At 43.6% G+C, this 21,252-nt stretch carries 16 protein-coding genes; 13 read left to right on the top strand and 3 right to left on the bottom strand.

Annotation, left to right across the window (positions count from 1 at the left end; genetic code table 11):
- Positions 1–22 precede the first annotated feature (22 nt).
- The gene (locus tag BT112_RS08745) at positions 23–1,813 is read left to right on the top strand and encodes an AMP-dependent synthetase/ligase (protein WP_072316993.1); all 1,791 of its coding nucleotides are present in this window, start codon (positions 23–25) and stop codon (positions 1,811–1,813) included.
- A gap of 177 nt (positions 1,814–1,990) precedes the next feature.
- On the opposite strand, the gene BT112_RS08740 is transcribed toward BT112_RS08745, so the two are convergent.
- The gene (locus BT112_RS08740; RefSeq protein WP_072316992.1) at positions 1,991–3,361 is read right to left on the bottom strand and encodes an alpha-L-fucosidase; all 1,371 of its coding nucleotides are present in this window, start codon (positions 3,359–3,361) and stop codon (positions 1,991–1,993) included.
- A gap of 307 nt (positions 3,362–3,668) precedes the next feature.
- Between BT112_RS08740 and BT112_RS08735 the strand changes: the two genes are divergently transcribed.
- From BT112_RS08735 to BT112_RS08680, 11 genes are all read left to right on the top strand, one after another.
- Entirely contained in the window at positions 3,669–4,106 is a 438-nt protein-coding gene (locus BT112_RS08735) for a MarR family winged helix-turn-helix transcriptional regulator (RefSeq protein WP_072316991.1), read from the top strand.
- A 52-nt stretch (positions 4,107–4,158) separates the two neighbouring features.
- Positions 4,159–6,564 (top strand): 3-hydroxyacyl-CoA dehydrogenase/enoyl-CoA hydratase family protein, encoded by a 2,406-nt coding sequence (locus BT112_RS08730; protein ID WP_072316990.1) that lies wholly within the window; start codon positions 4,159–4,161, stop codon positions 6,562–6,564.
- A gap of 101 nt (positions 6,565–6,665) precedes the next feature.
- Positions 6,666–6,830 carry a four helix bundle protein gene (locus tag BT112_RS08725; protein WP_083564850.1) on the top strand — a complete coding sequence of 55 codons (165 nt, stop codon included), beginning with the start codon at positions 6,666–6,668 and terminating at the stop codon, positions 6,828–6,830.
- A gap of 17 nt (positions 6,831–6,847) precedes the next feature.
- Positions 6,848–8,029 carry an acetyl-CoA C-acyltransferase gene (locus tag BT112_RS08720; protein ID WP_072316989.1) on the top strand — a complete coding sequence of 394 codons (1,182 nt, stop codon included), beginning with the start codon at positions 6,848–6,850 and terminating at the stop codon, positions 8,027–8,029.
- Positions 8,030–8,061: 32 nt separating this feature from the next.
- Entirely contained in the window at positions 8,062–9,870 is a 1,809-nt protein-coding gene (locus BT112_RS08715; RefSeq protein ID WP_072316988.1) for an acyl-CoA dehydrogenase family protein, read from the top strand.
- 506 nt (positions 9,871–10,376) lie between these two features.
- Complete coding sequence (gene hxlB, locus BT112_RS08705) at positions 10,377–10,943, top strand: 6-phospho-3-hexuloisomerase (RefSeq protein WP_072316986.1); 567 nt, start codon at positions 10,377–10,379, stop codon at positions 10,941–10,943.
- A gap of 36 nt (positions 10,944–10,979) precedes the next feature.
- Entirely contained in the window at positions 10,980–11,609 is a 630-nt protein-coding gene (gene hxlA, locus BT112_RS08700) for a 3-hexulose-6-phosphate synthase (protein ID WP_072316985.1), read from the top strand.
- 154 nt (positions 11,610–11,763) lie between these two features.
- Positions 11,764–13,158: an NADP-dependent phosphogluconate dehydrogenase gene (gndA, locus tag BT112_RS08695; RefSeq protein WP_072316984.1), complete on the top strand. Its 1,395-nt coding sequence runs from the start codon at positions 11,764–11,766 to the stop codon at positions 13,156–13,158.
- Between the two features lie 17 nt (positions 13,159–13,175).
- A complete protein-coding gene (zwf, locus tag BT112_RS08690; protein ID WP_072316983.1) occupies positions 13,176–14,675 on the top strand; it encodes a glucose-6-phosphate dehydrogenase in 1,500 nt (499 codons plus the stop codon).
- A gap of 11 nt (positions 14,676–14,686) precedes the next feature.
- Positions 14,687–15,403 (top strand): 6-phosphogluconolactonase, encoded by a 717-nt coding sequence (pgl, locus tag BT112_RS08685; protein ID WP_072316982.1) that lies wholly within the window; start codon positions 14,687–14,689, stop codon positions 15,401–15,403.
- Between the two features lie 26 nt (positions 15,404–15,429).
- The gene (locus tag BT112_RS08680) at positions 15,430–16,305 is read left to right on the top strand and encodes an AraC family transcriptional regulator (protein WP_072316981.1); all 876 of its coding nucleotides are present in this window, start codon (positions 15,430–15,432) and stop codon (positions 16,303–16,305) included.
- A gap of 195 nt (positions 16,306–16,500) precedes the next feature.
- Here the strand turns inward: BT112_RS08680 and ytxJ are convergent, their stop codons facing one another.
- The gene (gene ytxJ, locus BT112_RS08675; protein ID WP_072316980.1) at positions 16,501–16,917 is read right to left on the bottom strand and encodes a bacillithiol system redox-active protein YtxJ; all 417 of its coding nucleotides are present in this window, start codon (positions 16,915–16,917) and stop codon (positions 16,501–16,503) included.
- A 215-nt stretch (positions 16,918–17,132) separates the two neighbouring features.
- Between ytxJ and clpB the strand changes: the two genes are divergently transcribed.
- A complete protein-coding gene (gene clpB, locus BT112_RS08670; protein ID WP_072316979.1) occupies positions 17,133–19,739 on the top strand; it encodes an ATP-dependent chaperone ClpB in 2,607 nt (868 codons plus the stop codon).
- A gap of 149 nt (positions 19,740–19,888) precedes the next feature.
- Here the strand turns inward: clpB and BT112_RS08665 are convergent, their stop codons facing one another.
- Positions 19,889–21,163: a tetratricopeptide repeat protein gene (locus tag BT112_RS08665; RefSeq protein ID WP_072316978.1), complete on the bottom strand. Its 1,275-nt coding sequence runs from the start codon at positions 21,161–21,163 to the stop codon at positions 19,889–19,891.
- Positions 21,164–21,252: the final 89 nt, after the last annotated feature.

Genomic DNA, 21,252 nt, shown 5'->3' with positions numbered 1-21,252 from the left:
CGGGACACTAAAACCACAGAAGATGACAGATGTTAAACGTATATTTGATATACCGTATTACCAACTTGAGAAATACAACCTCAAAGATGCCCTGGTTACCAAGCAGGACGGAGTCTGGCAGGAAACGTCAAGTAAGACATATGTAGACCGGGCCAATGCCATAAGCAGGGGATTATTGCGTTCGGGAATTCAGATCAATGACAAAGTAGCTATTATATCCTCATCCAACAGAACAGAATGGCATATCATGGATATCGGCGTTTTACAGACCGGTGCACAGACCGTTCCGATATATCCTACGATTTCAGAGGAAGATTATGAGTATGTGCTTAATCACTCCGAATCCAGGTACTGTTTTGTATCGGATGCGGAAGTCCTGGCCAAAGTCAACGCCATAAAAGCCAAAGTCCCGTCATTGGTCGAAATATATTCCTTTGACCGGCTCGAAGGGGTAAAACACTGGACAGAAATTCTCGAAGCCGGAAAAGACCAGACCAATCAGCAGGAAGTAGACCGTAGGAAACAGGCCATAAAAGCAGATGATCTTGCTACACTGATTTATACCTCCGGAACCACAGGCAGACCTAAAGGGGTGATGCTATCCCATCATAATATCGTATCGAACGTATTGGGAAGCGCAGAACGTGTTCCGCTGAATGCAGGCGACTCCAGGGCACTGAGCTTTCTGCCCATTTGCCATATCTTCGAAAGAATGGTCGTTTACCTCTATCAATATTATGGAATATCCATCTTTTTTGCAGAGTCTATCGATAAGATGAGTGATAACCTGAAAGAGGTAAAACCGAATGTTATGACCGTGGTGCCCAGACTCCTTGAAAAGGTTTATGATAAGATTTACGCCAAAGGAGCTGAACTCACGGGGATCAAGAAAAAACTGTTCTTCTGGGCCCTGGAGCTCGGTGAAAAATTCGAACCCTACGGAGCCAACGGCTGGTGGTATGAATTTCAGCTCGGTATGGCCCGAAAACTAATATTCAGTAAATGGCAGGAAGGTCTTGGCGGACAACTGAATGTTATGGTATCCGGAAGTGCAGCCCTACAGCCCCGCCTGAGCCGTATATTCGCAGCAGCGGATATTCCGGTAATGGAAGGCTACGGACTCACCGAAACATCACCCGTTATTGCGGTGAATTGTCAGAAAAACCGGGGGTGGAAAATTGGCACGGTAGGTAAAATGATCCCGGGGGTGGAAGTTAAAATAGCCGGAGATGGTGAAATTCTTTGCAAAGGTCCCAATGTAATGATCGGATACTACAAAGACCCGGAAAAAACAGAAGCAACTATGACCGACGGATATTTTCATACCGGAGATATCGGAGAGGTCGACGCAGAAGGTTTCCTGAAGATTACCGACCGCAAAAAGGAAATGTTCAAAACGTCCGGCGGAAAATACATTGCTCCCCAGATTATTGAAAATGAAATGAAGCAGTCGCGTTTTATAGAACACATTATGGTCATCGGAGAAGGTGAAAAACTCCCTGCCGCGCTTATCCAGCCCAATTTCGATTTTGTCAGGGAATGGGCTTCCAGAAAACGACTGAACATTGGCAAAACCAATGAGGAGATCACAGGTAATCCGGATGTTATAGCGAGATTTAAAGAAGAAATTGCAGGATATAACGAAAAATTCGGTCACTGGGAACAGATCAAAAAATTCGAACTGACACCCGATGAATGGTCTATAGAAGGTGGTGAATTAACACCTACTCTCAAACTGAAAAGAAAGATTATTAAAGAAAAATACAAGGCGCTGTACGATAAGATCTACCGCCAGCAGGACAGTGAAAAATAAAAGTCTGTCTTCCAAAAAAGAAAGTCCTTAAAAATTTGAAATGCTATTTGCCCAGCCGGAAACAGGAGGGTGTTATGTTCCTGATATAAGTGTTGTTTTTTCGTAATCAAAATCACCCCCTGGCACCGAAACCGGAGATAGTTGTCAAAAGTTTTAAGGACTTTTGTTTTATATACCTCACTCCTGCTCTGCGGATCCGTCCTCTTTTTTATCGGGTTGAGGACCGTACTTGTTAAACAACTCCAGGGGACTGTCGAGTGTTACTTTCAAAACGGTCATATACACATCCGTCAATGCTTCCGGAAGATTGATATAGGTTATTCCCGGGTAATGTGCCCAGTCAATAGCCCCTTTGGTGTGATATTCCAGCTCCTCCCCGCTCCCTGCTATGGTAATACGATCTATCTTGTTCTTGATACCTTTGAGCACGATATCTTGTTGTGATTGGCCCGGTACGAAAAGAAAAATAGTTTTACGATCCTTTGACAAGGTTGTAGGCCCATAGAAATAATGCAGATCTATTCCTTTTCGCGTACCGTAAATGGCTTCACCGTATTTATGTGTCCACCTCCCCAGTTCTTTGAGGATATGAACCTGCTCTTCCGGAATTTCCCCGTTGGCTTTCGGGCCGATATCCAGCAGAAGATTTCCTCCCATACTGATCATATCCGAAAAAATACGGATCACCTCGTATGGTGTTTTATATGTAGTGTCGAGGGGTTGATAGCCCCAGCTACCGTTCATCGTAAGGCATAACTCCCAGTAGGTAGCCGGAGGGCCGAATACGGGAACTCCCTGTTCCGGAGTGCTGTAATCGCCATACCCCTGTAAACGGGAATTGATGATCGTCTCCGGATTTTTGTTCAACAACATCTTTCGGATTCCGGGGGCATCCCACTCCTCTGCAGCGTGTTCCCAGTCACCGTCAAACCACCAGAGATCCGGGTTATAAGAAGCCGCGAGTTCTTCGATCTGTCCGTCCATGTAGTTCAGGTAACGTTTCCAACGCTCCGGTTGCTCCTTCAGTGTATAGCGTTTCTCTTCCCTGGTAAATTCGTTATAATCCGGATGCGACCAGTTAGAGAGCGAATAGTATATACCTACCTTCAGAGCCTCTTTACGGAGTGCTTGTACAAAAGGAGTGATCAGGTCTCTACGGGCAGGAGTGTCCTTAACCGTTGTATACCCTCCCTGCCGGGTATCCCATAGGGCTATCCCATCGTGATGCCTGGAAGTGATTACCGCGTATTGAGCACCGCTCTCCCTGATCAGTCCGGCCCAGTATTCTGGATCGTACTTTTGAGCGGTAAAGCCCCGCAGCTGATCCATATAATCTTTATGGCTTATTTTACCATTATAGAAAGACCAGGATTCGTCTACACCGTTTACGGCATATATCCCCCAATGAATGAAAATTCCGAGTTTTGCATCGGCAAACCACTCCATTTTTTGCGCATCAACTTCTTCGGCTAACTTCTCGTTGCCTTGCGCAGGAGAAGATACGATACAGAACAGCACCGATAACCCGAATAAACCATATTTTGTCATACTGAAATTTCATTAACGTGTTCGATAACAAATATACATATTCTGTGAAATAACAGGTGTATTGCTTACACCATAGCTATAATCAGGGCCAGTTGTTGTTTTCCCCAGCTTTTAGGCATCCCATAGTACATCCGGTCAGATCGATCATCGAAACCATTAAATTATGGTTAAAACCCTATCCCAATTTTAGGTTTTATTAAAGAATTGTCATAAATTAAAGCTTGGTTTTGAACATCATAAAAATTAACACCTATTTACTATGCGTGCATAGTAAATTTTTGTATATTTGGTTTTCAGACCGATTCAGATGAAAGACAAAACCATAGATTACGCATTGCGAGCTACCTGGCAGGCTATTGCGAGGATGTACAATGAAGAAGCCGGAAAATACGACACTACTATGGCAACAGGATTTACTTTATTGAGTATAGATAAAGAAAAGGGTACACCTTCCACTTCACTTGGCCCTAAAATGGGTATGGAAGCCACCAGTTTATCCCGCATTCTCAAAAACATGCAGGCAAAGGGCCTGATCGAAAGGAAACCCAATCCCGATGACGGCAGGAGTGTCCTGATTTGCCTTACCGAGCTCGGACGGGAAAAAAGGGAACTTTCCAAGGCTGTTGTCTTACGATTCAATGAAGTCATTAAAGACCAGGTATCCGAAGAAAAGCTTAAATCATTTTTTGAGGTTGTTGAGATTATAAACAATCTCATCGTCGAAAAGAAAATATATAAATCATAATACGCCCGTTTTTACGGTGCTATCACCATAACGAAAAACCACAACAAAACACATGAAACGAAACATTAAGAAAGTAGCAGTTATCGGCTCCGGAATTATGGGAAGTGGCATTGCCTGTCATTTTGCCAATATCGGCGTAGAAGTACTGCTTCTCGATATCGTTCCCCGGGAGCTTACCGATAAAGAACAGCAAAAGGGACTGAGCCTGAATGATAAGGTGGTCCGAAATCGTATCGCCAACGACAACCTGACTGCGGCATTGAAGTCGAACCCCTCTCCTATCTATCACAAAAAATTTGCGGACCGCATTACGACGGGAAATCTCGAGGATGACCTCAGTAAGATTTCCGGGGTAGACTGGGTGATCGAAGTCGTCGTGGAAAGACTCGACATCAAGAAAAAGGTTTTCGAGCAGATAGAACAATACCGCACTCCCGGCACGCTGATTACTTCGAATACTTCCGGAATTCCGATTCATTTTATGAGCGAAGGCCGCAGCGAAGATTTCCAGAGGCACTTTTGCGGCACACACTTCTTCAATCCCGCACGATATCTCAAGCTTTTTGAAATTATTCCCGGACCGAAGACTTCGGAAGAAGTTCTCGGTTTTCTGAATGTTTACGGTGATAAATTCCTCGGAAAAACATCGGTAGTTGCTAAAGACACTCCTGCTTTTATCGGGAACCGCGTAGGGATTTTCGGGATTATGAGCCTTTTTCACCAGGTGAAAGAAATGGGACTGACCATAGAAGAAGTAGACAAACTCACCGGCCCGGTCATCGGGCGCCCGAAATCGGCTACCTTCCGTACCGTAGATGTGGTGGGGCTCGATACCCTGGTACATGTGGCTAACGGGCTTTATGAAAATTGTCCGGAAGACGAAGCCCATGAACTCTTTAAACTGCCGGGCTTCATCAATACCATGATGGAAAACAAATGGCTGGGTAGTAAAACAGGGCAAGGGTTCTATAAAAAGGTTAAGAACGATGACGGAAAGAGTGAAATACTTTCCCTCGATCTGGATACTCTGGAATACCGCCCCGGTAAAAAAGCATCTTTTGCCACGCTCGAGCTCACCAAAACCATAGATCGTCCTATCGACCGTTTTAAAGTACTGGTCGGCGGAAAAGATAAAGCTGGCGACTTCTACAGAAAGAATTTTGCTGCCATGTTTGCCTATGTTTCACATCGTATTTCCGAAATCACCGATGATCTTTATAAAATAGACGATGCCATGAAAGCGGGATTCGGATGGGAGAACGGACCGTTTGAAATATGGGATGCGATAGGCATAAAAGACGGACTTGAGATTATGAAAGCCGAGGGTGAAAAACCTGCCGCCTGGGTAGAGGAAATGCTCGGTTCCGGAAACGATTCTTTTTATACCATCAAGGATGGAAATACCTATTATTACGATGTTTCTTCCCGTTCCCAGGTGAAGGTCCCGGGACAGGACGCCTTTATCATCCTCAACAATATCCGTGAAAGTAAAAAAGTCTGGAGCAATAGCGACACCATCGTTGAAGATCTGGGAGACGGTATCCTCAATGTAGAATTCCGCTCCAAAATGAACACGATAGGCGGAGAAGTATTACAGGGGATCAATAAGGCGATAGATATCGCCGAAAAGGAGTATGACGGACTGGTTATCGGTAACCAGGCTGCCAATTTTTCGGTCGGAGCGAATATAGGGATGATCTTTATGATGGCTGTGGAACAGGAATACGACGAACTTAATATGGCCATAAAGATGTTCCAGGATACCATGATGCGGGTGCGATACTCTTCTATTCCGGTAGTTGTAGCTCCTCACGGAATGACACTCGGAGGCGGGTGTGAAATGAGCATGCACGCCGACAAGGTAGTGGCCGCAGCCGAAACCTATATCGGCCTGGTTGAATTCGGTGTCGGGGTAATCCCGGGAGGGGGAGGCTCCAAAGAAATGACACTGAGGGCATCGGATACCTTTAAAAAAGACGATGTGGAGTTGAATGCGCTAAGAGAATACTTCCTCACTATAGGAACGGCAAAAGTATCTACATCTGCCTATGAAGCCTATGACCTCGGTATTCTGCAAAAAGGCAAGGATATCATTGTGGTTAACAAGGACCGCCAGATCGCCGAAGCCAAAAAGCATGCGGTATTACTGGCCGATGCCGGATACACCCAACCGGTAAAGAGAAAAGATATCAAAGTACTGGGAAAACAGGCCCTCGGCGCCTTCCTCGTTGGTACGGACAGCATGTATGCGGGTAAATATATATCCGAACACGATAAGAAAATAGCCAACAAACTGGCTTATGTCATGGCAGGCGGAGATCTTTCCGAAGCCTCCCATGTCAGCGAACAGTACCTGCTGGATCTCGAACGGGAAGCGTTCCTCTCCTTATGCACTGAACGCAAAACGCTCGAAAGGATACAACACATGTTGAAGACGGGGAAACCGTTGAGGAATTAATAAAGCATGGAGTAATGAGATTTTAGAATTTAGATTTTTATAACATGTATAAAGCAGAGGATTTAATTGTTTGGAAAAAATCGATACCATGAGCCAAAGAAATTTATATACGCTATTCTAAAATCCCGGATAATGAGAAATTCGGAATTAGTTCTCAAATCAAGAGAAGTTCTGTTTCCGTTCCTTCCAATATAGCGGAAGAAGCAGGAAGAAATTCAGAAGATGTTTTATTCGTTCAAATCAAAAATCTAACATCTCAATACTAACATCTAACATCTAAAAAATGAAAACAGCATATATAGTAAAAGCATACCGTACTGCCGTAGGCAAAGCCCCGAGAGGCACCTTCCGGTTTAAAAGACCGGATGAGCTCGCGGCAGAAACAATACAGCATATCATCAAAGAACTCCCGCAACTCGATAAAAAACGGATCGACGATGTGATGGTGGGTAATGCCATGCCCGAAGCCGAACAGGGATTGAATATGGCAAGGCTCATCTCCCTGATGGGACTCGATATCGTCGATGTCCCCGGAGTTACGGTCAATCGGTACTGCGCTTCCGGTATAGAGACCATAGGTATGGCCACTGCAAAAATACAATCTGGAATGGCCGGTTGTATCATCGCGGGTGGTGCGGAAAGTATGAGTTATATTCCCATGGGAGGCTACAAGCCTGTACCCGATTATGCTCTGGCCAAGGCAGGCCATGAAAATTATTACTGGGGTATGGGACTCACTGCAGAAGCCGTGGCCGAAAAATTCAAGGTCACAAGAGAAGATCAGGACGAATTTGCTTTCAACTCACATCAAAAAGCCCTAAAAGCCCAGGCGGAAGGAAAATTCGACCGGCAGATCATTCCTATTCCCATAGAACAGACTTATGTGGATAGTTCAGGAAAAAAAGCAACAAAAAATTATACCGTAAGCAAAGACGAAGGCCCTCGTGCCGATACTTCCCTTGAAGTGCTTGCCAAATTACGCCCCGTCTTTGCCAATAACGGAAGTGTTACTGCCGGAAACTCTTCGCAGATGAGTGACGGAGCCGCTTTTGTTATGGTGATGAGTGAAGAGATGGTTAAAGAACTCAACCTGGAACCCATAGCGCGGTTGGTCAGCTATGCCGCCGCCGGTGTCGAGCCCAGGATTATGGGGATCGGCCCTGTAAAAGCGATCCCGAAGGCTTTGCAACAAGCCGGAATGCAATTGAAAGATATCGAGCTTGTAGAGCTCAACGAAGCCTTTGCCTCGCAATCTCTTGCTGTGATCCGGGAACTCGGTATGAATCCCGATATCGTCAATGTCAATGGCGGAGCGATTGCTTTGGGGCATCCCCTGGGATGCACCGGGGCCAAACTCTCCGTACAATTGTTTGATGAAATGAAACGGCGCGGAAATAAATACGGAATGGTAACCATGTGTGTGGGTACCGGACAAGGTGCAGCCGGTATATACGAATTGTTATAAGACACTGAGAAAACAAAATAATAAAAAGGGTTATGGAAACACAAGCAGAACAAGACAATATACTCCGTGGCGGACAGTTTCTCATTAAGGAAACCGCATGCGAGGATATTTTTACTCCTGAAGATTTTTCGGAAGAACAGAAAATGATGCGGGACACGGTAAAAGATTTTATAGACCGTGAAGTATGGCCGAATAAAGAAAAGTTTGAGAAGAAGGATTACGCCTTTACCGAGGAGATCATGCGCAAGGCAGGAGAGCTCGGTCTTCTCAGTATAGCGGTACCGGAGGAATTGGGCGGTATGGGAATGGGTTTTGTGTCCACCATGCTGGTTTGTGACTATATCTCCGGGGCAACAGGTTCGCTGGCTACCGCTTTCGGTGCACATACCGGTATCGGTACCATGCCTATACTCCTTTACGGAACCGAAGAACAAAAGAAGAAATACGTACCTCGCCTGGCATCGGGAGAATGGTTTGGTTCGTACTGCCTTACCGAACCGGGAGCCGGGAGCGATGCCAACAGTGGTAAAACAAAAGCTGTACTCAGTGAAGATGGGAAACACTACCTGATCTCCGGTCAGAAAATGTGGATATCCAATGCGGGGTTCTGCAACCTGATGATTGTTTTTGCCCGGATAGAAGACGATAAATATATCACCGGCTTTATCGTAGAGTACGATCCGGATAACGGTATTACGCTCGGTGAAGAAGAGCATAAACTGGGGATCAGGGCCTCCTCTACCCGGCAGGTATTCTTTAACGATACCAAAGTTCCGGTGGAGAACGTGCTTTCCGAAAGAGGTGATGGTTTCAAGATTGCCATGAATGCCCTCAATATAGGCCGTATAAAGCTCGCTGCGGCATGTCTCGATGCTCAGCGAAGGGTAATTACCAATTCGGTAAAATACGCCAATGAGCGTGTACAGTTTAAAACTCCTATTGCACAGTTCGGAGCTATTAAATCCAAACTCGCAGAAATGGCTGCAACGATGTATGCCGGAGAGTCTGCATCGTACAGGGCTGCCAAAAACATAGAAGACCGTATTGCCATAAGACAGTCACAGGGTAATACGCACCAGGAAGCCGAACTGAAAGGCGTAGAAGAATACGCTATCGAATGTTCTATACTCAAAGTAGCTGTTTCCGAAGATATCCAGCATTGTACGGATGAAGGAATTCAGATTTTCGGAGGTATGGGGTTCTCGGAAGACACCCCTATGGAAGCCGCATGGAGAGATGCGAGAATATCCCGTATCTACGAAGGAACAAACGAAATAAACCGTATGCTTACGGTAGGCATGCTGGTTAAAAAAGCCATGAAAGGACATGTAGACCTGCTCACCCCTGCCAAAAATGTAGCGGATGAACTGATGGGTATTCCTTCTTTTGATACTCCCGATTATTCCCAGCTCTTCTCCGAAGAAAAGGAAATGATCGGTAAATTGAAAAAGGTATTTCTCATGGTTGCGGGGTCTGCCGTACAAAAATACGGACCTGCCCTCGAAGAACATCAGCAGTTGCTTATGGCAGCCGCAGATATACTTATCGAGATCTATATGGCCGAATCTGTTATCCTGAGAACCGAAAAACTCGCTAAGAGAGATGGAGAAGATAAAGCCGACACTCAGATCGCCATGGCCAGACTATATCTTTATAATGCTGTGGATATTATTACACAAAAAGGAAAAGAAGGTATTGCTTCCTTTGCCGAAGGCGACGAACAACGCATGATGCTCATGGGACTTAAACGCTTCACAAAATATACAAATCTGCCGAATGTCGTTGCGCTCCGAGAGAAAATTGCAGACAAGGTTATTGCAGAAAACGAATATTGTTTCTAATTCCCGGCGTTACAACATCGGGAAGGTTTTGGTTGGTTATAAAAACGTTCTGCACGCGCAGGGCGTTTTTTGTTTTTACGGAAATCAGTTCTAAGCCACGTCTTCTTAATATCTTTTACATTCAAAACCGCTGCCAAAAAGCAGAAGTCTTCTGCCCGAAAGGCAAATAGATCATATAATTTTCCGGTCTCCTTTTCCTTTGTCCCGGCTCCAAACAAACCGCAATTTTAAAAGCCGCCAACAGTTCCGGCTACCCTTATAGGAAACGGTACTACCATACCTGCTATTCCCAGCTATAGACCGCTTGCTTTTCAAAGGTTCAAATACTTCTGCCTTTCTGTTATTATCCGTCATTGGTCATAAACGGCACATGCCGCTTTACAAGGCGAAACAGGAGTGAATGTATATCAGATAACATCATTTGTATAATATGCATCAGGACCTCACCATATAATTTTGCAGTATCAATAAAAGAGAGGGGTATCCCGAAATTATAGATTGAGAATATGAGACAAGATAATACTACAATAAAAAATTTAAAGATCATATTAGCAGAAAATGAAGCTGTGCTGTCGCATATGGAAGGGCGTTCCGTAGCATTGCTGGAAGACCGTATAAAAAGTGTAAAACGAATATTCTTCGCAGGAGCCGGTCGTACCGGATTAGCGTTAAAAATGGCCGCCATGCGCTTTATGCATCTCGGTTACAACGTCCATATAATGGGCGAAACCACAACCCCTGCAATTTTGGAAGGAGATATGTTAATCGTAGGCTCTGGCTCAGGAACAACGACTACACTGGTATCCGCTGTAGAAAAAGCAAAAAGACAAAAGGCAACCGTGGTAGCTATCACTACGGCAAAAGACAGCCCCATTGCGAGAATATCGGACCATATACTGATCATTAAAGCCGCCGTAAAAACCGATTTCGGAGAATCTGCTTCAGAACAATATGCCGGAAGCTTGTTCGAACAGTCCGTCTTAATAATGCTGGACGCTGTATTTATGAAGTTGTGGAAAGATTCCGGACTCACAAAAGAGGATCTCTGGACAAAACACGCCAATCTTGAATAATTATTACGAAATAAATAAACATTAATTTTTTGTATTATGGCTAAGTTACAAGTAGCAATCGATTTATTAACAACTGAAGCAGCATTGGAATTGGCTGCAAAAGTTTCTCCTTATGTAGATATTATCGAATTAGGGACTCCTTTAATCAAGGCAGAAGGCCTTAACGTAATCAAGGAAATGAAATCTGCACATCCGGACAAACTCGTTTTTGCAGATATGAAGACCGCTGACACAGGTGCTTTGGAAGCAGAAATGGCATTCAATGCCGGAGCTGATCTGGTTACGGTTATGGGGGCAGTAGATGACGCAACGATCAAAGGTGCTGTAGAAGCTGCCCATAAATTGGAAAAAAAAGTAGTGGTAGATACCATAGGAGTTCAAAACCGTGTACAACGTGCCAAGGAAGTCTCTGCATTCGGTGTAGCATTTGTAGAGCTCCATGCCGGACTGGACGAGCAGGCGCTGCCGGGCTACAGTATACAAAAATTAATTACTGAAGGGATCGAAGCTCAGGTGCCGTTTTCAGTTGCAGGCGGAGTCAACATCGACAACGTAAAAGACGTTGTTGCAGCCGGTGCCACTGTTGTCGTTGCCGGGGGAAGTATCTACGGAGCAAAAGATCCGGCAGCCGCTGCAAAAGCTTTGCAAGAAGCCATCGGTGCATAGGTCTTTAGGGAAGCATCGCATCATCAAGGTTTTCTTAATTCATTACGGAAGACCTTGATGTTATGAAAATCCAATATGTTTCTATTCATAAACTATTATTTTCGGATATTAGCAAATTAAAATTCACAAAAGGAATATTCATAAATATTAGAAAATGATTCATTACAATTTTGGAATAGTGGGTTTAGGAGTAATGGGTAGAAACTTATTACTTAATATGGCCGATCATGGATATGCCGTAGCGGGTTTGGATCTGGATGCAGAAAAAGTCGCTTCTTTACAGTCTGAAGCCCGGCATCATCATAAAATTCTGGCAACTACCCAGGTGGAGGAATTTGTACGATCTCTTGAAAAACCCACGGCCATAATGCTACTTGTTCCTGCCGGGAACCCGGTAGATAGTGCAATTAAAAGCCTATTACCCTTTTTAAATAAAGGAGATATCCTGATAGATGGAGGAAACACCTATTTTACAGATACAGAGAGAAGATACAAAGAATTATCAGATGTAGGCATACATTTCTTTGGCATGGGCATATCAGGTGGAGAAAACGGAGCCAGAAGAGGACCAAGCATGATGCCCGGTGGGGACAAAGTGGCTTATGAACGTTTACGACCTGTTTTCGAAGCCATAGCTGCAAAAGTAGGTACAGAACCCTGTGTGGAATTTCTGGGTAACGGATCTGCAGGTAATTACGTAAAAATGGTTCATAATGGTATAGAGTATGGTATTATGCAGCTTATTGCAGAGACCTGTGATATGATGAAAAAAGTATATCATCTGGATACCGAAACGATTCAAAAAACATTTGAGCAATGGAATAAAGAAGAGTTAAACTCATTTCTCATCGAGATCACTGCGCAAATTCTCCGGAAAAAAGAAGGTGATATTCACTTGGTTGATCTCATATCAGATTGGGCAAAATCTAAAGGTACGGGGAAATGGACATCACAGAATGCCATGGACCTGCAAGTCCCTATACCGGTTATTGATGCCGCGGTATCCATGAGAGATATCTCCAAATTTAAGCCGGAAAGAATCGAAGCTTCGCAGTTATTGCACTGGAATAATGATCAGGAACACTCCGAACCGGATGTAGATCAATTAAAAAACGGGCTCTATTTTGCAATGATTGTAACTTATGCGCAGGGTTTGGCACAACTCAAAGTAGCATCAGACACGTATCATTACGATCTCCAATTAGAAACCGTTTGTAAAATATGGCGGGGAGGATGTATTATTCGTGCCGAACTGCTGGAAAACTTCAGAAAAGCATTTTCAGTCAATCCCGGATTATCAAATATAATGCTTGATCAGGAAATAGCCCATAAATTAAACGCTTCGCAAAGCAGCATTCGCACAATAATAAAAGAAGCCATTCAAAATGGTGTGCCGGCAGCAGCATGGATGAATGCACTGGCTTATTTCGATGCATACCGCGCTAAAGAGTTGCCCACGAATATAATACAGGCACAAAGAGACTTTTTTGGTGCACATACCTATGAAAGAATTGACAAAGAAGGGATTTTTCACACCAAATGGGATTGAAAAAAATAGCTGACAAGATGAAATCACATAAGCAAACACCAACATCAATCGTAGTTTTCGGAGCTACCGGTGATCTGGCGAAGCGAAAATTATTCCCTGCATTTTTCAATTTATTCTTAGAAGGATGGATGCCGGAAGATTTTACCATTTTTTCTTTGGGAAGAAAAGAGCATACCGATGAAACATTCGGTGAATATATTTTAGAAAACATCCATAATTTCTCAAGAAATCATGACTTCTCCGAGGCCCAATGGAGCCAATTCCGGGAGAAGATAAGATATGTGCCATTCGATATTAAAAATGACCAATCTTTTTATTCCTTAAAAAAGGAACTCGATGAATATGATTCGGAGATCGCTCACAGGACCGATAGAATTTTTTATTTATCAATAGCTCCGAATTTTATCGAGAATGTATCTAATAACCTGAAAAAATACGAGCTGGTAAAGGACCGCATAAAAGACAGGATAATTATCGAGAAACCTTTTGGATATGACAAAGCATCTGCTATACATCTCAATAATTTATTGTCCAATAACTTCGAGGAAAATCAGATTTATAGAATCGATCATTATCTGGGGAAAGAGACGGTCCAGAACATCCTGGCGTTTCGCTTTGCGAATATAATGTTCGAACCTTTGTGGAACAACAAATATATCGATTCGATACAAATTACAGTCGCTGAAAAAGTTGGTGTAGAAGAGCGTGGAAGTTATTATGACGGAGCAGGTGCATTACGCGATATGATACAGAATCATCTCATGCAAATTCTATGTATGGTTGCCATGGAGCCCCCCTCAGTTTTCAAATCTTCCGAAATAAGAAATAAGAAAGCCGACGTATTAAAAAGCGTCAGAAGAATACATGTGGAAGATATTGAGCACTATACGGTAAGAGCACAATATACACAGGGCCGTATAGACGGTCATGATAAGGTCGGGTACCTTGAGGAGCCCGGTGTAAACCCGGGTTCAAAAACAGAAACATTTGTCGCCATGAAATTTTATATCGATAACGAGCGCTGGAATGGCGTTCCTTTCTATATGCGCACCGGAAAAAGTATGGCTGCAAAACAATCTTCGGTCGTCATCAGTTTCAAAGAAGTTCCTGATGATACTTTTCGTAATAATAAAAGCATGTTATCTCCAAACAAATTAACGATCAACATACAGCCGGAAATGGATATAAAGTTGTCATTTATGGCCAAAAAACCTGGTCTGAATATGAAACTTAAGCCTGTAGATATGGTATTCGATTTCTTCGAGTGTTCACCCAATACCCCCGAAGCATACGAAACACTCCTGCTTGACGTCCTGGAAGGTGATCCTACATTGTTTATGCGATCTGATCAGGTAGAGGAAGCATGGGATGTTATTTCAAATATACAAGAAGCATGGGAACGTTTTGATATAGCAAAGATGCAGACCTACCCTGCAGGAAGTTGGGGACCGGAAGCTTCGGACGAACTTCTCAAAAGACAGGGACATTACTGGATTTCAAACTCCGAAATAAACTAAAAAAGAACGATATGCTAAAGATATTTCCTTCACAAGAAGAGATTTTAAGAAAAGCTGCCGAAATTTTCAGTCAATCTGCCAAGGACGCGATAAAAGAAAAGGGATACTTCTCGGTCTCATTAACCGGAGGGTCATCACCGAAAGGTCTTTATCAATTATTAGCGACTGATGAATATAAAAAACAAATAGATTGGAGTAAAATTCTGGTTTTTTGGGGAGATGAGAGATGGGTTCCTTTGGATCATGAATTGAGTAACACCAAAATGGCGTATGAAATTCTTTTGAACCACGTCCCTATCCCACAAGAAAACATATTTCCCATGTACAAGGAGGGTGTAAAGCCGGAAGTCTACGCCGCAGCGTATGAAACTCAATTAAAAGAAAAACTGGGCGACGATGCTACCATAGATTTAATGCTGCTGGGCATGGGAGACGACGGACATACGGCATCATTATTTCCGCAGACAGAGGTTTTGAATGAAGAGAAAGCGTGGGTTTCGGCATACTACCTGAATAGTCAGGAAATGTACAGGATAACACTCACAGCTCCATTTATAAATCGTGCTAAAAACATCGTTGTAATCACTTTTGGAGATGCCAAAGCCCCGGCATTAAAACAGGTATTAAAAGGCGAGTACGATCCGGCAACATATCCCTCGCAATTATTAGATCCGGTAAATGGAGAACTTCTGTACCTGGTCGATCAAAAAGCTGCAAAATTTTTATAAATAGCAGTTGTCGTAAATAAACCGCTATGATCACACATCGTTTAAAAGATATACAGAGTAGTACGGAAAGGGCTATTACGCCCTTTCATATTTTTCAGATGGACAAAGAAGGACTGAAACCATATAAAAACCCGCACTCTAAAGATCATTTTTGTTTCATTTTTGTGCAACAGGGAACAATGCATATGCAAGTGGAAGATCGTCGGTATGTTGTTGGAGAAGGAAATATCTGTCTGATATTTCCGGAACAATTATCTTCGAAAGAAAAGATCAGCAAGGACTTTCATGGGTACATGGTGCTCTTTGACGAGGTATTGTTCTGTTCGGATATTCTCAAAAATGAATTGAAAATATACAACTATAATTTATCGGAAAAGCTCAACCACCTGGAACTCCCCGAAACCGAAAGAGACGACATAAAGATGCTTTTGGGCCAGGTAGAAAAGCTGTACCACGATCTTACATCGGTCAAAAAAGAACAGGCCCGATTTTATATCAAAATATTATTGCTGAAATTGGTTGAATATGCTCACAAAAAATGGGATGAAAGCCTTCCTGTAAATGATAAATCGAAAATCTATGCAAGATTTCTCGAACTGCTTGAAAGAAATTATAAGACGGAGCGATCTGTAAGTTGGTATGCGGAAAAGCTTAACATATCTCCCAAAAAACTCAATGAGATCACAAAGAAACTTGCGGGGCTGACTTCAATAGAAACTATTCATACCCGGATAATGAACGAGATTAAACAATTGCTCTTACTCTCCAATTATTCCCATAAAGAGATCGCTTTTGAATTGGGGTTTAATTCACCTGCTGCACTTAATAAATTTGTAAAAGCTAAGTTGGATGAAACACCTACCGATTTACAGCAACAATTGGCTCAGATGTATACTACTTAAAACCAGATTAGTAATAAACCTCCCAAAAAGACCGGGGAACATGTTTGAAAACTCATTGATTATCACAGGCTTTTCTTGCTCCTCAAACGAGATTTCAATTGGTCGTCTTCGAAGTAGGAAATGAAATGTTTTTGATCAGAATAGATAAGTCAGGCTCCCTCCCCACCCTCAACGTTTATCCTTATATATACTTTCTCAGGCTTCCTCGAGAAGCTCCCTTAGCCGTTGTGCCGAAATGTTACCGTGAGATTCGTGATACACCACTTTTGCGTCCTTCAAAAGGAGTAGTTGCGGACTTTCGTGAGCCACTCCCAACCGGGATGCCACGGCATTAGAGACCTCCCGGTACGACAACAGATCGAGATAGTAAAACCGTACCTCAATCCCATTCGCATTCATGTCGTTCTCAAAATTCCTGTAAGCCATACGGCTGATGCCACAGCGTGTACTGTGCTTGAAAATCACCACGGGTACACTATGGCTCTCCCGCACAACATCTTCGAGCTGTTCTACAGTCATAAGCGGTTCCCATGCCCATGCTTTTTTTTCATTCCCTTCCTTTTCTTCGGAATTTGATCCCTTTTTACCGAAAATAGTATCAAAAAAACCCATAACTTTATATCTGTTATTTTAGTACGCGTTCACTGCAAAGGTAAATGATACTTCCCATTTATCCGAGGGCCTGATGAAGTTATCATGACCATCACCTAAGCGACATTTTGTCTGCTCGAATCGAAAAATAACAGACAAAATGTCTGCAATATCATCATGGAATAAGAATTGACTGTACATGCCTGAACCTATTAGTCATAGTTAAAACAATACAGATGAACCTTAACAATTTTACCATAAAATCACAGGAGGCCATACAGCAGGCGCAACAGATCGCCCAGGGATATGGTCATCAGCAAATTGAAAACGAACATCTCTTCAAAGCCATTTTTGAAGTAGATGAAAACGTGCTCCCCTTCCTGCTGAAAAAGCTACAGGTCAATGTGCCGCTGCTCAGGCAGATCCTGGACAATACCCTGCAAAGCTTTTCTAAAGTAGAAGGCGGACAGTTAATGCTTTCGCGCGAAGCCGGAACAACGTTGAACGAAGCCGGTATCATCGCCAAAAAAATGAATGATGAATACGTATCTGTAGAACATCTCATCCTTGCTATTTTCAAATCCAAAAGCAAGATAGCCCAGATACTCAAAGATCAGGGAGTCACGGAAAAAGGGCTTCAGGCAGCGATCGATGAACTCCGCAAAGGAGAAAGAGTAACATCTGCCGGAGCAGAAGAAACCTACAATGCCCTGAACAAATATGCGAAAAACCTGAATCAGCTTGCCAACGACGGCAAACTGGATCCCGTTATAGGTCGCGATGAGGAAATACGCAGGGTCTTACAGATCCTTTCCCGGCGCACCAAGAACAACCCGATGCTCGTCGGGGAGCCCGGCGTGGGTAAAACGGCTATTGCTGAAGGCATTGCACACCGGATCATACAGGGGGACATCCCGGAGAACCTCAAAGACAAAGAGATCTACTCCCTGGATATGGGTGCCCTGATCGCAGGAGCGAAATATAAAGGAGAATTCGAAGAAAGACTGAAATCCGTCATTAAAGAAGTTACGTCTTCCGATGGTAATATCGTAATGTTTATCGATGAGATCCATACCCTGGTAGGTGCCGGTGGCGGTGAAGGTGCCATGGATGCGGCAAATATACTGAAACCCGCATTGGCCAGAGGTGAACTCAGGGCCATCGGAGCCACTACACTCGACGAGTATCAGAAATACTTCGAAAAGGACAAAGCACTCGAAAGGCGTTTCCAAAAAGTTATGGTTGATGAACCGGACACAGAAAGTGCTATATCCATACTTCGGGGTATCAAGGAAAAGTATGAAACTCACCACAAGGTAAGGATCAAGGACGAGGCCATTATTGCCGCAGTAGAGCTGTCACAGCGTTATATTACCAACAGGTTTTTACCCGATAAGGCGATTGACCTTATGGACGAAGCAGCTTCCAAACTCCGTATGGAAATCAATTCCAAACCCGAGGAACTGGACGTGCTGGATCGTAAAATTATGCAACTCGAAATTGAAATTGAGGCTATTAAACGCGAAAATGATGAGGATAAGCTGAAATCGCTCAATGCCGATCTCGCAAACCTCAAAGAAGACAGGAATGAGATCTATGCAAAATGGCAAAGTGAAAAAGAAGTTGTGGATAGCATCCAGAATACCAAGGAGGAAATCGAGAATTTCAAGCTCGAAGCAGAACGGGCAGAACGCGACGGTGATTACGGAAAAGTAGCCGAAATACGTTATGGAAAGATCAAGGAAGCCCAGGAACGACTGGATACATTGCAGGAGCAGATGGACCAGCAGCAATCCAAAGGCAGTTCGTTGATCAAGGAAGAAGTTACCAATGAAGACATCGCCGAGGTGGTGGCCAAGTGGACAGGAATCCCGGTAACCAAAATGTTGCAGAGCGACCGTGAAAAACTGCTCAGGCTCGAAGAAGAACTTCACCGCAGAGTTGTCGGTCAGGAAGAAGCCATACAGGCGGTATCCGATGCTATTCGCAGAAGCCGTGCCGGTTTACAGGATGAAAAAAGACCTATTGGTTCGTTCCTCTTCCTCGGAACTACCGGGGTAGGAAAAACAGAATTGGCCAAAGCCCTGGCCGAATACCTGTTCGACGACGAGTCGGCCATAACCCGGATCGATATGAGTGAATATCAGGAGCGTCATTCCGTGAGCAGGCTGGTAGGAGCACCTCCCGGGTATGTAGGCTACGATGAAGGCGGGCAACTCACCGAAGCAGTCCGTCGTAAACCCTATTCTGTGGTTTTGCTGGACGAGATCGAAAAAGCACACCCCGACACCTTTAATATTCTCTTACAGGTATTGGACGAAGGACGTCTCACGGATAATAAAGGACGCCTGGCCGATTTTAAGAATACGATCATTATCATGACCAGTAACCTCGGAAGCCACATCATCCAGGAAAAATTCGAAGCGACAAAAGATATAACAAGCGCTACCGAATCTGCCAGGATAGAGATTTTAGGATTGTTAAAACAAACGGTCAGGCCGGAGTTTCTTAACAGGATAGACGATATCATCATGTTTACACCACTCACGGCAGCGAATATCAGGGAGATTGTTCAGTTACAACTCAAAAATGTAACCAAGATGATAGCCAGGCAGCATATTGTCATGGATGCCACGGAAGAAGCGATCGCTTACCTGGCCAAAAAAGGATACGATCCGCAATTCGGGGCAAGACCGGTGAAAAGAATTATCCAGCGCGAAGTGCTCAACGAGCTCTCCAAAGAAATTCTCAGCGGTAAAGTATCTACCGACAGCATAGTACTCCTGGATGAATTCGACGATAAGCTCGTATTCAGGAATCAGGAGACACCTGCCGGAGAATAACGCTATAACTCATGCATTCTATGGAAGCAGGCCGTTACAGGCCTGCTTCTTATTTACAGGAAAATTAAATAAACCATTTACACATAAAAAAAGCGGGAATCAGTCAGATTCCCGCTTTTTGCATGTTATCTATGATGTACGACAAACTCTTATTGCATCGTTTCGAGCTTGCTTTTCATTTCACTGTATTTGGCGTCTTCACCTATAGAACCATAGATATTCATCAAAGTTTTGGTTGCTTCGACACTTTCGGGGTTCAGTTCCAGGATTTTTTCCAGGTAAGGTATCGCATCTTTGTAAAGCCCTTCCCTCTTGGCCTTCAATTCGTCATAACGCTTGTTGTCGGCTTTTGAAGTTCCCAGGCTGTTCATTTCATCAACTATAGCTACTTCCTCTCCGAGGATAAGTGAAGCCATGTTCATATAACTTGCCTCGTATGTAGGATCGAGCTCGATAGCTTTTTCGTAATATTTACGGGCTTGTTCTTTATTGCCTTGCTCTCCCGTAATAACTCCGAGGTTGTAGTACAGCATCGGGTTATTGGGATCTTTCTGGATAGCCTGCTCCATAACCTCTTTAAACTTATCTTTTTGTCCGAGTTTGATATAGAGGTTGGCCTCGGTCATCAAAAGATTTACATCTTCCGGATCTACTTTCCGTGCTTCCTGTACGGCTTCAATCGCCTTCTCGCTATCACCTTTTTGCGAGTAGATCAGAGCGATATTCTTTACGATTTCAGGAAATCTGGATTCTGTCTTTTCTTCTTCCGGTTTTTCGTGAGTTCCGGCCTTTACCATAAGATCTCTCTGTTCTTTGGAAAGTTCTTCACGCTCACCGCTTTCTTTATTTGTCGCGTAGTACTTCACCGCTTCACCGGTGTATCCGAGTTCTTTGAGTTCTTCGTAATACTTCAGTGCCGTGTCGTAATCTTCTCCGTTTACCGCACTGGAAGCTGCATAATACAGATAATCCTGATTATTGGTATCGAGCTGGTATGCCATATAAAGCTTTTTCGCTGCTGCAGCATAGTCCTGATTCTGGTTGTCTTCGACCGCCGAATTTACCAGGTCGGCAGAAATAGTCTGTATAAGCTGGGAAGCTTCACCCGTGTATTTCTCACTACCGCTTTCTTTTTCAACTTCGATAAGCTGTTTGAATGCCTCTACGGCTTTCTGGTAAGACTCATCGGCATCCCCGCCTTTTTTAGCCTGCTCGTAGTTCAGTTTTCCTTCCAGGAAATAATACTGAGCTTGGTATTTTTCATCAGCGGAGTCAATGGAATTCTCCACGCTTTGCAATGCAGTCCTGGCATCTGCTATACTTCCCTTTTTCAACGCTTTCTCCGCATCCCTCAACTCTTTCTTCTGTGCTATGGATAAAGAAGAAATTAACAACGCAGAAAAAATAAAAATCTTTTTCTTCATGGGTCTTGAATTAAAATAGTTTTCTTTTTAATTATATCCGTTAAAACGGCTCAAGATTAGGTTTTATTTTTTGATTTACGGTAAACTTA

Source organism: Sinomicrobium oceani, assembly GCF_900119185.1.
Taxonomy (GTDB): domain Bacteria; phylum Bacteroidota; class Bacteroidia; order Flavobacteriales; family Flavobacteriaceae; genus Sinomicrobium; species Sinomicrobium oceani.
The sequence above is the reverse complement of the archived record's forward strand: the minus strand, read 5'-3'. Positions and strand labels throughout refer to the sequence as shown.